Origin of the sequence: Methylobacterium thuringiense, assembly GCF_022179645.1 — a bacterium.
Lineage (GTDB): Bacteria > Pseudomonadota > Alphaproteobacteria > Rhizobiales > Beijerinckiaceae > Methylobacterium > Methylobacterium thuringiense.
Genome location: NZ_BPRA01000003.1, coordinates 87352 through 100945, shown reverse-complemented (window position 1 = coordinate 100945; position 13594 = coordinate 87352). Strand labels below are relative to the sequence as shown.

Below are 13594 nucleotides of genomic sequence, written 5' to 3'. Positions count from 1 at the left end.
CTTTTGAGTATTTCCAATGTTTTCACAATGACTTGATTACGGAGATCGCCTCGTTCACTTAAGCATCCATGTCGAAAGCCTTCAGCCAGATCGCTCTTCATCCACCCCGCAGTTTCGCGGTGTTCGCAGTGCCGAGAGCACGGCCCTGGCGGTTCGATTGGAGCAGAGTGGAGAGCGAGATGGCGCGGGCGTTCGGGGCGATCCGGGAATGCGCGAGGATCGCATGGTGGGACGGTTCGGCCATCGGCCTGCACCTGCACGGCGTCTTCGACCTGTTCGACCTCCTCGACATCCGGCCCGGTTCGGATCGGGGAGACCTGCTGTGACCGCCGGCGTCTCCACGGCCATGCGCATCGCCGAGGAGCGCGGCCGCCAGTCGTCGCTGGAGCGCGCCCTGACCTGCGCCTTCTGGCGGACCGTCCAGAACGAGCCGATGCCGGTGATGGCGGCCCTCGAAGCCGCGGCCCGCGCGCTCGGCCACCTCTACCGCCAGACCGCCGCCGCACACGGCCCCGGCGGCAGTTGTGGCTGCGGGTGGCAGCCGGACCCGGAAGCCGACCTGATCGTATTGGAAGCGATGCTCGCCGCCGCCGTCATGCAGCAGCCAGTGGAGACGCTCGCCGAGATGGAAGTGGCCGGCCGGGCTTAGGTTTCTGAGGGCGCTGAAGTTGGCGGGCGCGTAGTCGGCGCGCCGTCCGCACTCGTCGTCGCGGCAGACCAGGTCCATCACTCAAGGCAGGCTGTTCTCGATGGCTCAATGGCTGCGCACGATGGTGCGGAGGCGCTCGGCCGGCAGGGTCAGGGAGGTGATGTAGAGCCGGGTCTCGCACTCGACCGCGGCTCCGATCTCGCGGCAGCTGACCGTGGTGCTCTTGAAGCGGCCTCCCTCTGCTCGGCGACGAAGAGGTCGAGATCGGCGTGCAGCGTCCTCTGGTTGCCCTTCAGGGCGAGGACGTAGTCGGCGCATCCGTCGAGAATCTTTCGGGCGATGCCGCGTTGGCATCCCATGGCCCTCATCTTGAGCCCGTCGAAGGACGAGCGTCACGACGGCGCCCTCGATGGCGATCAGGTCACGCGCGACGATCCCGGCCGGCGGCCCGGTTCGGCAGGGCCGCGAAGAACGTCAGGAAGACAACCGCTTCGCCCAGCTTCTCGAAGGCCGCCTCGTCGCAACTCACGCCCGTGTCCTCATCCCGATCAGAGGATCACGACAGGTTCAGTATCTCACCCCGATGTCACGCACACGTTCACCCGATTGCCCTGGCGCTCGTACAAGCCTGGATTGCAAAGGGGGCGACTTGCCCATCGAGCAGTCGCAGGACCCTCACGGACCGCAAAGCGCGACACGACGGCCTGACGGCGTGTCGCGGACGACTGATCGGCTCCGCCCCATTCTCGACCGACAATCGCGCCACCTCCCCCGGTAGTGGCCGGCGCTGATTTGGAATGCCGGTTGCAACAGGCTTGGCGCGAGACGGAGCGTCCTCGCGCCCTTCGATCCCGAGGACATGATGAGACAGACCAAGACCAAGCTGCTCGCACTGACGCTCGCTCTGCTCGCGTGCGGAGCGGGCGCGTCGCATGCTGCGGATTATGCGGTTGGCCCGCTCACGATCGCCCATCCCTGGGCGCCGGCGACGCCCGAGGGCGCCAAGGCCGCGCCCGGCTACTTCACGGTGACCAATGCCGGCCGCGAGGCCGATCGCCTGATCAGCGGCTCGTTCGTCGATGCCGGTCACGTCGAGATCGTCAGCGGCGGCGGCAAGGCGACCCAGGCGATCGCTGGCGGGCTCGTCATCGCTCCGGGCGAGACGATCACGCTCTCGCCGACCGGCCCGCACCTGATGTTCACCGGACTGATCGGCCCTCTCGAACAGGGCAACTCGGCGCAAAGCATCCTGCGCTTCGAGAAGGCCGGCCCGGTCGTGCTCGAATTCGCGATCGAGGGCGCTGCCCGCAAGCCCGCATCGGGCAAGGGCGCGCACCACGGGCACTGAGGCGCCGCCCTTGCCAAGGCCCGCATCGCGGTCCATCCCACGCCCGGGACGCGGGCAGCCCTTTCGGGCACATCATCCTGCCGATCGTGCACCGCGATGCCTGGGGATGATCATACGTGGCGCCTGAACCTTCGACCGCCCCGGCGCTACCCAAGGCGCGGACCGGCATTTCCGGCTTCGACGACGTCACCTACGGAGGCCTGCCCGAGGGCCGGCCCTCCCTCGTCTGCGGCGCTGCCGGCTGCGGCAAGACGCTCTTCGCGATCACCTTCCTCGTCAACGGTGCGACGCTGTTCGACGAGCCCGGCGTCTTCATGAGTTTCGAGGAGCGCGCCGAGGACCTTGCCGCCAACGTCGCGTCCCTCGGCTACGATCTCGACAAGCTGGTTTCGGACAGGAAGATCGCCATCGACCATGTCCGGGTCGAGCGCGGCGAGATCGAGGAATCCGGCGAATACGACCTCGACGGCCTGTTCATCCGGCTGGCCTACGCGGTGGAGTCGATCGGCGCCAAGCGCGTGGTGCTCGACACCATCGAGACACTGTTCGCGGGCCTCACCGACGCCGCCGTGCTGCGCTCGGAACTGCGCCGCCTGTTCGGCTGGCTCAAGGAACGCGAGCTGACGGCCGTCATCACCGGCGAGCGCGGCGACGGCCACCTCACCCGGCAGGGGCTGGAGGAATACGTCTCCGACTGCGTGATCCTGCTCGACAACCGCGTCGAGGACCAGATCACCACGCGGCGCCTGCGGGTCGTAAAGTATCGCGGCTCGGCGCACGGCACCAACGAATACCCGTTCCTGATCGACGAGCAGGGCATCAGCGTCCTGCCGGTCACCTCCGCCGACCTCGATTACGGCGCTTCGAGCGACGTCCTTTCGTCGGGTATCGACGGGCTCGACGCGATGCTCGCCCCGGGCGGATTCTTCCGTGGATCGAGCATCCTGATCTCCGGGGTCGCCGGCACCGGGAAGACGACGATCTCCTCGCACCTGCTCGACGCGGCCTGCCGGCGCGGCGAGCGCTGCATGGCCTTCGTCTTCGAGGAGAGCGGCGCCCAGATCTGCCGCAACGCCCGCTCGGTCGGCCTGGACCTGCAGCCACACATCGATTCGGGACTGTTGCGCTTCGAGGCGGCGCGGCCGTCGCTCTACGGGCTGGAAATGCACCTCGCCCGGATGAACCGGGATATCCAGACGTTCGAGCCTACGATCGTGGCGATCGATCCGGTCTCGGCGTTGCGCGGCCCGGTCACCGAGCTGCAGGCGACGCTGCTGCGCATGGTCGACATGCTCAAGAGCCGCGGCATCACAGCAGTGTTCACCAGCCTGCGCACGGACGGCACCTTCGACCAAGCCGGCGATCTCGGCCTGTCCTCGATGATGGATGCCTGGATCAAGCTGCAGGACGTCGACGCCAACGGCGAGCGCACCCGCACGCTCTACGTCATCAAGGCGCGCGGCATGAGCCATTCCAACCAAGTCCGCGAGTTCCAGATGTCGGCCTCCGGCGTACGGCTCGTCGACGCCTATGTCGGACCGGCCGGCGTCCTCACCGGCACCGCCCGCGTCGTGCAGGAGGCCGAGGAGCAGGCCGCCCTGCTGCGTCGCCGCCAGGATTCGGAACGCCGCCGCCGCGAAGTCCTGCGCCGGCGCCAAAGTCTCGAGCGCCAGATTGCGGAACTGCGCGCGAGCCTCGACCTTGCCGACGAGGAGGAGCAGGTGATCCTCTCCGAGGACGAGCTGCGCGAGTCCCTGCTGAATCAGGAACGCACCACGATCGCCGGACGACGGGGGGCCGCGGAATGACCGAGACCATCGCGACCAAGACCGATCCCGACGCGGACGCCGATCTCGAGCCCGGCCATTACCATTTGCGCCTCTACGTCGCCGGACAGACCATCAAATCCGTCACCGCGCTGGCGAACCTCAAGCGCGTCTGCGAGGAGCATCTTTCGGGCCGCTACGAGATCGAGGTGATCGACCTGCTGAAGAGCCCGCAGCTCGCCGCCGGCGACCAGATCCTGGCGATCCCGACCCTGGTGCGGCGCTTGCCCGAACCGCTCAAGCGGATCATCGGCGACCTCTCAAACACCGACAAGGTGCTCGTTGGCCTCGATATCCGCCCCAAGGCGACGTCTTGAGCGGCGACGGGCCCGATCCGGCCCGCTACCGCCTCCGGCTGTTCATCGCCGGATCGGCGCCGCGCTCGCGCCGCACGGTGGAGAACCTGCGCCGGATCTGTACGGCGCATCTCGCCGACCGCTTCGATCTCGAAGTCGTCGACATCTACCAGCAACCGGAGATCGCCAGGGCCGACCGTATCGTCGCCGCGCCGACCCTCCTGAAGCTTGCGCCGCTGCCGACGCGCCAGATCATCGGCGATCTTTCCGACGAGGCCCGCGTGCTGCGCGGCCTCGGCCTTCCCTCCGCAGGCGAACTCTAAGATGAGCTCGGCTCCTGATTCCGTGGCGGATAAGACGGCGGCCGAGGCCGATCGCGCCCGCATCCGCGAACTGGAGGCCCGGCTCGAGGAGAGCGAGGAGACGCTGGCCGCGATCCGGCGTGGCGACTTCGATGCCGTCGTGGTGCAGGGGCCGGACGACCAGCAGCGCGTCTATACCCTGGAGAGCGCCGACCGGCCCTACCGCGTCCTGATCGAACAGATCCAGGAGGGCGCGCTTACGCTCTCGGCCGACGGCCTGATCCTGTACTGCAACCGCCGGATGACGGAGATGTTGGGGCTGCGCCAGGAGCGCCTGATCGGGCAGCCCTTCCACAGCTTCGTTGCCGCGGATGACGGTCCGACCCTGAAGCGGCTCCTGCGTGAGGCTGCCGACGGCAGCGCGCGGGCAGAACTCTGCCTGCAGGCCATCGGCGGCACCAACCTGCCGGCCAACGTCTCGCTCAGCCAGCTCGAGCGTGACGACACCGCGCCGCTGCTTTGCGGCGTCGTCACGGACCTGACCCAGCAGAAGCTGCATCTCCACGAGCTCGCGGAGGCGAATGCCCGCCTTCGTGCCCAGAGTGAGGAGCGCGAGCAGATCGAGGACGCCCTGCGGCAAGCACAGAAGATGGAGGCGGTGGGCCAGCTCACCGGCGGCATCGCCCACGACTTCAACAACCTTCTGACCATCATCAAGTCGTCGACGGACCTGTTGCGCCGTCCCGACCTCGCGCCCGAGCGACACCGCCGCTACGTCGACGCCATCGCCGATACCGTGGAACGCGCCGCCCGGCTCACCGGGCAGCTTCTCGCCTTTGCCCGGCGGCAATCGCTCAAGCCCGAAACCTTCGACGTCAACGATCGTGTCCACCGCATCATCGAGATGCTCGGGACGATCGTCGGTGCTCGCATTCGGATTGAGCGGGCCCTGCACGCGGTGCCCTGCTGCATCGAGGCCGATGTCAGCCAGTTCGAGACGGCCCTGGTCAATCTCGCCGTCAACGCACGCGACGCCATGGAGGGCGAAGGCGTACTAAGGCTCCGGGTCTTCTGCGGGGCGAAGATGCCGGCGCAGGCCGGACAGCAGGCCGAGGCGAAACCGTTCGTCGCAGTAGCCGTGACCGATACCGGCTGCGGCATCCCGCCGGATAGGATTGGACGGATCTTCGAGCCGTTCTTCACCACCAAGGAGGTCGGCAAGGGCACGGGGCTCGGTCTCTCTCAGGTTTTCGGATTCGCCAAGCAGTCCGGCGGCACCGTCGGTGTCGAGAGCGCGCTCGGCAAGGGTTCGACCTTTACGCTCTACCTGCCGCAGGTCGAGCCGGGCACCGGCCCGGAACAAGCGGCGCCCTCGACTCGCGGCATCCAGCGCGACAGCGGCGGCGGCCGACGGGTTTTGGTGGTCGAGGACAACGCCGATGTCGGCGCGTTCTCGACGCAATTGCTGCAGGATCTCGGCTACGCCACGACCTGGGCCGCCCGCGCCTCGGATGCGCTGCTGCTTCTCGTCGAGGACGCCTCGCAGTTCGACGTCGTGTTCTCCGACGTCGTAATGCCCGGCATGAACGGCGTGGAGATGGCCCGCGAGATCCGCCGGCTCTACCCGACCCTGCCGGTCGTCCTCACCAGCGGCTACAGCCATATCCTCGTAGAGGAAGGACCGCAGGGCTTCGAACTGCTGCGCAAGCCTTACGCGGTCGAGGATCTTTCCAGGGTGTTGCGGAAGATCACACGGCAGCACGGCAGCTGATCGGCCACCGGCGTTTCATGTCGATGCGAACATCCAAGATGTTCAGCCGTCATTGCCTGCACGCGCCGTGCGCACCGTTCCCCGGCTGGCGACGCTCGGCAATGCGTCCTGGCCATTGCCCGGCACGACGACGACGCGGGCGATCTGGCCGTTGAGATAAGCCTGCAGGAACCTGTTGTAGTCGCGAAACGAGATGCAGCCGTTCGAGGCGCCGTTCGGGCCCAGCATGTAGGTGTGGGCCAGGAGGCCCGCCCGGCCGTAGATCGAGGCCGCGCCGCCGACGGGGTTGAGGCGGATGGCACGCACGCCGTGAAAGAGCGCCTCGCGCTCGGTGAGGTCGTAGACGCCTGGCGGCGTCGCACCGCGCATCTTGGTCGCAACGGAGCGCGGATCGTCCATGCTCTCGCCAAGGCCGGAATGGGCCTCGAGTTTCTCGCCATTGGGCAGCGTCACGGTGCGGGCGCTGATGTCGTAGACGGCGACGCCGCCGCCCGAGGGTGGGACCGGCGCCGGAGCGACCTGCCGCGGAATCGCCGAGGCGGCCGGCGGCTGTTCCAGCGCGGCATAGGCGAGCACGGGGCTCGTCGGCGCCGGTGCGACGCCGAACAGCTTGTCGAAGAAGGAGCGCGTATCCTCCACCGGTGCCTGCGGCACGGCGGCGGCGACGCGGCGCGAGGCCCGGTTGCTCCGAGAGAATTGCAGCGGATTCGGGCCACGCAGTTCGGGCGGCCGCGGGACCGGCAGCGGCACGGTCTGAGCGAGCCGATCACCCGACTCGGCTTCCGGTTCGGCCGACGTCGCCTGCTCCTGCCGGGCGAACGGAGTGGTTGTCTCGATGGCCGCCACGATATCGGAGGGAGCGGCCGGCGAAGCTGGGACGGCCTCCACGGGCGTCGCAGGGGACGGCGACAGCGACGCGAGGAGGGCGCCGCGCAAGGTGTTGATGGCGTCGTAGTCGAGGGCCGGTCCGGGCTGTGCTGCCTCGGCAACGGCCTCGGAGACCGAATCGCGGTGACCGCCGACAGCTGCGATTCGGGCCGAGTACGAGAGTCCGCCGACGATGCCCAGGCCCGTGACCGCGACCAGAACTCCTCTCAACAGGGCCGGACCACGGCGGCGGAGTTGGAGAAGGCGGGGGGCGTGGCCGTCCGGCGGGGCTGCAGCGTGTTCCATGCGGTCAGTCGGCCCCTCGTCGCCTTGCGGATGCTTGCCCCGCCTTGATCGCGTCGGGCCGATAGCATTCGCCGTGCATCAGACAGCCGGGCCCGCCCGGCTTTTATGGGGCGACAGCATGGTGAATCTGGGCCGAAGCGGGGCGGTTCGCGTCCGGATCGGCACGAGAGCATCGCCACTTGGTGAGGACGGATGCAGACCGGGCATCGTTCGGGCCGCCAACGGTCCTGCGACGAACGGACATGCGCGTTGTCGGGTGACCGGCTGCCTGTTAGAGCGGCGCCGGCAAACCCTGCCGAGACGCCCGCGACCGGTCCTGGTGTTCAACCGCTTCCTCCCTCCCGAAACGCGCTACGCGCGGCGCATGGCGCGCATCGCGAAGTTCGAGCGGCCGATCGTCGGAACGCTCTCGCGGGCCGGGGCCTGGGCGAACATGCTGCTCGTCGACCACGGTGTGTTCCGGCTCGCCTATCTCAACCGGCACCGCGTCGGCAGCGGGATCATCTGGCGATCGGCCCAGCCCAGCCCGCACCAACTCGCCTGGTTCAAGCGGCAGGGCGTGCGCAGCGTGATCTCGCTGCGCGGTGGGCGCGAGCATGGCTCCTGGCCTCTTCAACGCGAGGCCTGCGAGCGCCAGGGCCTCAAGCTCGTCGAGTTCGTGCTGCGCTCGCGGGAGGCTCCGGCCAAGGAGACCATCCTCGCGGCCAAGGACTTTTTCGCGGGCGTCGAGTATCCCGCCGTGATGCACTGCAAGTCCGGCGCGGACCGGGCCGGACTTGGCGCCGCATTGTTCCTGATCCTGCATGAGGGCGTCTCCGTGCGGGAAGCGGCGGCGCAGCTCTCGCCGCGCTACGGCCATTTCCGCTTCGCCAAGACCGGCATCCTCGACGCCTTCTTCGCTACCTACCTGCGCGAGGGCGAGGCGCGCGGCCGAAGTTTCCTCGACTGGGTCGAGCACGACTATGATCCCGAGGCGCTCAAGCGCGATTTCCGGCCGGGCTTCTGGTCGGATCTCGTGGTCGACCGCGTCATCAAGCGCGAATAGGCGCGGCGTGGCTCTCTTGGAGACCGGCAGGCGGGCGCTGCGTCGTGGCCGCGCCCTCCTGCCCTGGACCACCGTCGTCGCGCGAAACGCTTCGGCCGGGCGGACCGGGCCGCGGATCGCAGTGATCGGCAATTGCCAGGCCCGCGGCGTCGCACGCTCGCTGACCGTGCTGCTGCCGAATGCCCGCGTCGACCTGATGCCGATCGGTACGCTCGGCAAGGGTCGGCGCAGCCTGAGTGCCTTCGCCGAGAGTTTGAGGGCCTACGACCACGTCTTTTCACAGCCCTTCCTGACGGGACGCTTTCGCGACGGCGGCTCCGCAGAACTCGTCGAACTGCTGCCGCAGGCACGGCTGTTTCCGGCAATCGTGTTTCCGGCCTTTCATCCCGACATGGTCTATGTCGGCGATCTCGGCTCGGGGGCGGAGGCGGCCCTCGTCCCCTCCCCGCTCCACACTTACCACTCGGCCATCACCCTGTTCGGATACCTGCGCGGCGTATCCGCCGCGCGCATCGTCCGGCTGTTTCGCGAACAGACCTTCGCCGCCCTCGGCTATCTCGATGGCTGGCAACTGTCTGCCGAGGACCTGGCACGATCGAGCCGAGCCGTCGGCGTCGACCTTACGCCGGAGATCCTGCGCTGGTCGCGCAGGGGCGCGTTCATGCATGCGATCAACCATCCGAAGCTGTTCGTGCTGGCGGATCTCGCAGCGCGACTCGCGCGCGACGCCGATCTCGCCCCCGCCGATCTGTCCGTCGACGCCTATCTGGTCGACGACCTGCTCGACGACGTGATCTGGCCGATCTATCCGCCGATCGCCGACGTGTATGGACTGGCCGGCTCCTACACGTTCAAGCAGCGTACGGCGCCCGGTGCGGCCCCGTCGATGCTGGATCTGCAGACCTTCATCGCAGGGAGCCTCGCGCTCTACGACACGATGCCGAAGACGCGGCTGACCTGCCACCGGACCGAGCACTGGTCCGGTGCGCCTGAGATTCGAGCCCTATTCGACGCCGCCTGACGCTAGAGCAGGCTGCGAAAAAGTGGCGACGGTTTTTCGCGCGAAGCCTGCTCTAAACTTTTGAATCGATCATGCCTCGGGTTCAGCGCCCTTGTCTCCAGCCCGCTCGGCGAGGCGCGCCAGCGTGGTGAGTTCCCGGAACCAAGTGCGCACGGGCTTCGCCGGCGTTCCGCCCCAGCGCGATCCCGGCGGAACGTCGCGGTTGACGTTGGACGACCCGGCGATCTGCGAGCCCATACCGATGCGCACGTGGCCGACCACGCCGACCTGCCCGCCGAGCACCACGTAATCTTCCAGCGTCGTCGATCCGGAAATGCCGACACCGGAGACGATCACACAATGCCGCCCGATCACCACGTTGTGGGCGATCTGGACGAGATTATCGATCTTGGTGCCCTCGCCGATCACGGTGTCGCGGCTCGCACCGCGGTCGATCGTGGTGTTGGCACCGATCTCGACGTCGTCCTGGATGATGACCCGGCCGATCTGCGGCACCTTGAGATGGCCGGCCGCGCCCATGGCGAAGCCGAAGCCGTCCTGGCCGATCCGAACGCCGGGATGGATGATGACGCGGTTTCCGACGAGCGCATTCGTCAAGGTCGCGCCCGCGCCGACGGACGAGTCCCGCCCGATGCAGACGTTCGGACCGACGGCTGCCCCAGGTCCGATCACGCTGCCCGATCCGATCTCGGCACCCGGTCCGATCACGGCGCCCGGATCGACGCGTACGCCGTCTTCGAGGCGTGCCTCGGGATGGACATGCGCACCCAGAGAGACGCCAGCCGATCCGAACAGCGACCCCGGCCGCAGCGCGTCGGGATGGAGTCGTCCGAGGAGCGCCGCATAGACGCGGTAAGGGTCGCGCACGACGAGCGCGACGGTTCCGGCAGGGACGCGTGCCGAGAAACGCTTCGAGACCAGACAGACCCTGGCCCGGGTCTGCGCCAGCGCATCGCCGTATTTGGCATTGTCCATATAGGCGAGATCGTCCGGCCCAGCGCTTTCGAGCGGGGCCGCTCCGGTGACGATTGCGGCAGGGTCGGCGCCTTCGGGTAACGGGATCCCGGCGGCCTCGGCGATGTCGGCGAGGCTCAGCGTGCCGTTGGTCGTGAAGAAGGCGCGGTCCGACATCAGGCGATCACGGTGGTTGCTGCGGTCATCCGGTCCAAGACCATGGAACGGCAGGAATTCCAACAACCAGGAGCATTTTCGAGCGACGTCGCTTCCGCTCTACCGTGAGGGAATGCGGGTCCGCCAGAAACGACGAAGCCCGGAAACGACTGGCGTTTCCGGGCTTCTGCAGAGATTGCCGCCGCCCGGAGACCGGGCGGTGCGTCGTTGAGATCAGAAGCGCGAACCACCCGAAAAGCGGAAGGCCTGGATCTGGTCTTTGCCGACGCGGCCGAAGGCCGTCTGAACGCCCTCGTCCTTGCTGAGCGCGTAGGCGTAGTCGAAGCGGATCGGTCCGAGCGGCGAGTTCCAGAGAATCGAGGCGCCGACCGAAGAGCGGATCGTGGGCTTGTCGCGCACGTTCACGCATTCCGGCTCGACCCTGATCGCGCCGGTACCGATGCTGGTGAAGTTGCAGCGGCCGCCGGGGCCGATGCCGTTGATGAGGGCGTCGCCGTTGACGTTGAACTGCGTCTGACCGCTGTAGCCGAACAGGGTACCGGCATCGGCGAACACGGCGCCCTTCAGGCCGAGATCCTTCGGGATGAAGGGGATCGGGAACTGAACTTCGAGGGTGCCGCCGAAATAGGTGGTGCCGCCGATGGCGTTCGAGCGGGCGTCGGTCGTTCCGACGTCACGCGGGCCGATACCGTTCGGGGCGAAGCCGCGAACGAGCGACGGGCCGAGGAAGAACTGGTCGGTGATGCGGAGCGGCTCGTCGTTGAGGGCCGAGATGTGACCGCCCTGGATACGGACGAAGCCGACGACGTCCTCGTAGAGTTCCTTGTAGTAACGGGCATCACCCGTGACGCGGAAGAACTTCGAGTCGCCGCCGAGACCGGCGATGTCGGGCTTGATCTCGCCGTAGAAGCCGTTGGTGGGCCGGGCGATGTTGTCCAGCGTCGAATAGGCGAGCGTCGCACCGACGAGCGAGGTCAGCGTGTTACCCTGAGAGCCCTTTAGAGCGATCGAAGCCTCGCCGTCATAGGCGCAGTTCGGATATAGCGGCGGTCCGTTAGCGGAACCGGCAGTGATAGGTTGCCCATCCTGCCCCAGCGTGTAGCCCGGAATCGGGATCGAGCAGTCGTTGTAGGGCCGCTTGATCGTGTTCGGGACCGTCAGCTCGGTGTTGTACAGCGAGTAACGGAACGTCACGCCGAGTTCCTGCGTGATCGGCAGGCCGATGCGGAGCTGGCCGCCATAGACCGTGGTCTCGTAGCGCGAGAACCGGGTCAGGTCCGAATACTTGTAGAAGGCATCGAAGCCGGCCGCGAGGCGGTAGCCGAGGAAGTACGGCTCGGTGAACGAGAAGTCGACGCCCTTGGCGTACTGGCCGCCGGTGCCGGCGATGCGCACGTACTGGCCGCGGCCGAGGAAGTTCGACTCCGAGACCGAGACTTCGCCGATGATGCCGTCCTGGGTCGAGTAACCGCCCGAGACCGAGAACGACCCCGTGGGCTGATCCTCGACGTCGATGTTCACGACGACACGGTCGGGGGCCGAACCGGGCTCGTTGGAGAAGCGCACCTTCTTGAAGAAGCCGAGCCCGTTCAGCCGGCGCTCGGCACGGTCGACCAGCACCCGGTTGTAGGCGTCGCCCTCGCCGAGATCGAGCTCGCGGCGGATGACGTAGTCCCGCGTGCGGGTGTTGCCACGCACGTTGATGCGCTCGATGTAGACGCGCGGGCCGTCCTCGACGACGAAGCCGAGCGCCACCTGATGGGTGTTGCGATCGCGTTGGCCGGTGGGGCGGACCTGGGCGAAGGGATAGCCCTGGCGGTTGACCTCAGTGGTAACGCCCGAGAGCGTCTTCTCGACGTTCTCGGCATTGTAGACGTCGCCGACCTGGGCGCGGATCTCGCCGTCGAGGGCGCCCTGGTCGACGCCGGGCACGCGGCTGTCCACCGAGACGGCGCCGACGGTGTACTGCTCGCCCTCTTCGACCGTCACCGTGACGACCCAGCCGGCCTCGCCGTCACCGTCGACGTAGCGGGCATCGGCCGAGACGACGCGGAAGTCGGCGTAGCCGTTGCGGAGGTAGTAGCGGCGGACGATCTCGAGATCGGAGGCGATGCGATCGGGATCGTAGACGTCGGAGGTCTTGATGAAGCTCAGGAAGTTCATCTCGGAGGTGGTCATCAGACCCTTGAGGGTCGATTCCGAGTAGACGTTGTTGTTCACGAACGCGATCTGGCGCACGCCGGTCTTGTCGCCCTCGTCGACCTGGAACACCACGTCGGTGCGGCCGTTCGGAAGATCGACCAGACGGTAGGTCACCTTCGCGCCGCCGCGGCCCGAGCGGCGGTAGGTCTCGCGGATGCGCTCGACGTCGGCGGCGATCACGGCGTTGCTGAGCGCACCGCGGTCCTTCGACTCGACGACGCCCTGGAGCGTCGCCTTCTCGAGCTTCTTGTTACCCTCGAAGACCACGCGGCCGATGATGTTGTTCTCACGCACACGAACAACGGTGGTCCCACCGCGCGCAGAAACCTGGACATCGGAAAACAGGCCGGTGGAGAGCAGGTTTCGCCGCGCCTCCTCGGGCGACCCGGAGGCCGTCCCGGTCACGTAGGAGCGGATGGTATCCGATTCGACCCGGCGGTTGCCTTCGACGACGATCTGCTGCGCGAATGCCGCGCCGCTCAGAACGACGCCGACAGCTGCGGTGGCGATCAGTCCGATGGTCCGCTCCGCCGACTTGCGCCGGCGCTTCCCCGTCATCGAGATCATGTATTCGCCCGTCTCTTTATTATCAGTACGGGTTCGCACCCGCAGACGTCCGCTTTTGCAGCGTAACGCCTTCTGGTCCCAGCCACGCTTCTATCGGGATTCCGAAGCGAAGCAACGGCTACAGGGACGACCCAAAGGGATTTTGGCGGGTCGTGGCCTTCGGGCAACTTAACGATGCAGGGGAGTTCCGCACGATTTCACGACAGGGTGAACGCCCCGTAAACATCGGAAGCGCCGAGGCTTTTTCGAAAAGCCTCGGCGCT

Annotated in this window: 12 protein-coding genes; 9 read left to right on the top strand and 3 right to left on the bottom strand. The window is 67.3% G+C overall.

Annotated elements, in window-relative coordinates:
* Positions 1 to 179 precede the first annotated feature (179 nt).
* The 7 genes from MFF07_RS03805 (at position 180) to MFF07_RS03770 (ending at position 6192) form a co-directional block, all read left to right on the top strand.
* Entirely contained in the window at positions 180 to 326 is a 147-nt protein-coding gene (locus MFF07_RS03805; RefSeq protein WP_187272390.1) for a hypothetical protein, read from the top strand.
* Positions 323 to 649: a hypothetical protein gene (locus MFF07_RS03800; protein WP_147813546.1), complete on the top strand. Its 327-nt coding sequence runs from the start codon at positions 323 to 325 to the stop codon at positions 647 to 649. Before MFF07_RS03805 ends, MFF07_RS03800 begins: the two co-directional genes overlap by 4 nt.
* An 862-nt stretch (positions 650 to 1511) precedes the next feature.
* A complete protein-coding gene (locus MFF07_RS03790; protein WP_187272389.1) occupies positions 1512 to 1997 on the top strand; it encodes a copper chaperone PCu(A)C in 486 nt (161 codons plus the stop codon).
* A 116-nt stretch (positions 1998 to 2113) separates the two neighbouring features.
* Positions 2114 to 3805, top strand: a complete 1692-nt coding sequence (gene kaiC / locus MFF07_RS03785) for a circadian clock protein KaiC (protein ID WP_147813542.1) — start codon at positions 2114 to 2116, stop codon at positions 3803 to 3805.
* Positions 3802 to 4140, top strand: a complete 339-nt coding sequence (locus tag MFF07_RS03780; protein ID WP_147813540.1) for a circadian clock KaiB family protein — start codon at positions 3802 to 3804, stop codon at positions 4138 to 4140. Before kaiC ends, MFF07_RS03780 begins: the two co-directional genes overlap by 4 nt.
* A complete protein-coding gene (locus MFF07_RS03775; RefSeq protein ID WP_147813538.1) occupies positions 4137 to 4442 on the top strand; it encodes a circadian clock KaiB family protein in 306 nt (101 codons plus the stop codon). The genes MFF07_RS03780 and MFF07_RS03775 overlap by 4 nt, the downstream gene beginning before the upstream one ends.
* A 1-nt stretch (position 4443) precedes the next feature.
* Positions 4444 to 6192 (top strand): ATP-binding protein, encoded by a 1749-nt coding sequence (locus MFF07_RS03770; RefSeq protein ID WP_147813536.1) that lies wholly within the window; start codon positions 4444 to 4446, stop codon positions 6190 to 6192.
* Positions 6193 to 6234: 42 nt separating this feature from the next.
* On the opposite strand, the gene MFF07_RS03765 is transcribed toward MFF07_RS03770, so the two are convergent.
* On the bottom strand, positions 6235 to 7365 hold the full coding sequence (locus MFF07_RS03765; RefSeq protein ID WP_147813534.1) for a DUF2778 domain-containing protein: 1131 nt from the start codon (positions 7363 to 7365) through the stop codon (positions 6235 to 6237).
* Positions 7366 to 7684: 319 nt separating this feature from the next.
* On the opposite strand from MFF07_RS03765, the gene MFF07_RS03760 reads away from it, so the two are divergent.
* Together MFF07_RS03760 and MFF07_RS03755 are read left to right on the top strand one after the other, a co-directional pair.
* Positions 7685 to 8410, top strand: coding sequence for a fused DSP-PTPase phosphatase/NAD kinase-like protein (locus tag MFF07_RS03760; protein ID WP_147813532.1), 726 nt, complete (start codon positions 7685 to 7687; stop codon positions 8408 to 8410).
* A gap of 7 nt (positions 8411 to 8417) precedes the next feature.
* Complete coding sequence (locus MFF07_RS03755; RefSeq protein WP_238230725.1) at positions 8418 to 9431, top strand: WcbI family polysaccharide biosynthesis putative acetyltransferase; 1014 nt, start codon at positions 8418 to 8420, stop codon at positions 9429 to 9431.
* A gap of 69 nt (positions 9432 to 9500) precedes the next feature.
* Here MFF07_RS03755 and lpxD read toward each other — a convergent pair whose 3' ends face one another.
* Both lpxD and bamA read right to left on the bottom strand, forming a co-directional pair.
* Complete coding sequence (gene lpxD / locus MFF07_RS03750; RefSeq protein WP_238230724.1) at positions 9501 to 10562, bottom strand: UDP-3-O-(3-hydroxymyristoyl)glucosamine N-acyltransferase; 1062 nt, start codon at positions 10560 to 10562, stop codon at positions 9501 to 9503.
* A gap of 213 nt (positions 10563 to 10775) precedes the next feature.
* Complete coding sequence (bamA, locus tag MFF07_RS03745; protein WP_147813526.1) at positions 10776 to 13331, bottom strand: outer membrane protein assembly factor BamA; 2556 nt, start codon at positions 13329 to 13331, stop codon at positions 10776 to 10778.
* Between the last annotated feature and the right edge of the window lie 263 nt (positions 13332 to 13594).

What these genes read in the sequence shown, in the direction of transcription:
- MFF07_RS03805 (WP_187272390.1), top strand. Translation starts at nt 180, where the DNA reads ATGGCGCGGGCGTTCGGGGCGATCCGGGAATGCGCGAGGATCGCATGG.
- MFF07_RS03790 (WP_187272389.1), top strand. Translation starts at nt 1,512, where the DNA reads ATGAGACAGACCAAGACCAAGCTGCTCGCACTGACGCTCGCTCTGCTC.
- MFF07_RS03780 (WP_147813540.1), top strand. Translation starts at nt 3,802, where the DNA reads ATGACCGAGACCATCGCGACCAAGACCGATCCCGACGCGGACGCCGAT.
- MFF07_RS03770 (WP_147813536.1), top strand. Translation starts at nt 4,444, where the DNA reads ATGAGCTCGGCTCCTGATTCCGTGGCGGATAAGACGGCGGCCGAGGCC.
- MFF07_RS03765 (WP_147813534.1), bottom strand. Translation starts at nt 7,365, where the DNA reads ATGGAACACGCTGCAGCCCCGCCGGACGGCCACGCCCCCCGCCTTCTC.
- lpxD (WP_238230724.1), bottom strand. Translation starts at nt 10,562, where the DNA reads ATGTCGGACCGCGCCTTCTTCACGACCAACGGCACGCTGAGCCTCGCC.
- bamA (WP_147813526.1), bottom strand. Translation starts at nt 13,331, where the DNA reads ATGATCTCGATGACGGGGAAGCGCCGGCGCAAGTCGGCGGAGCGGACC.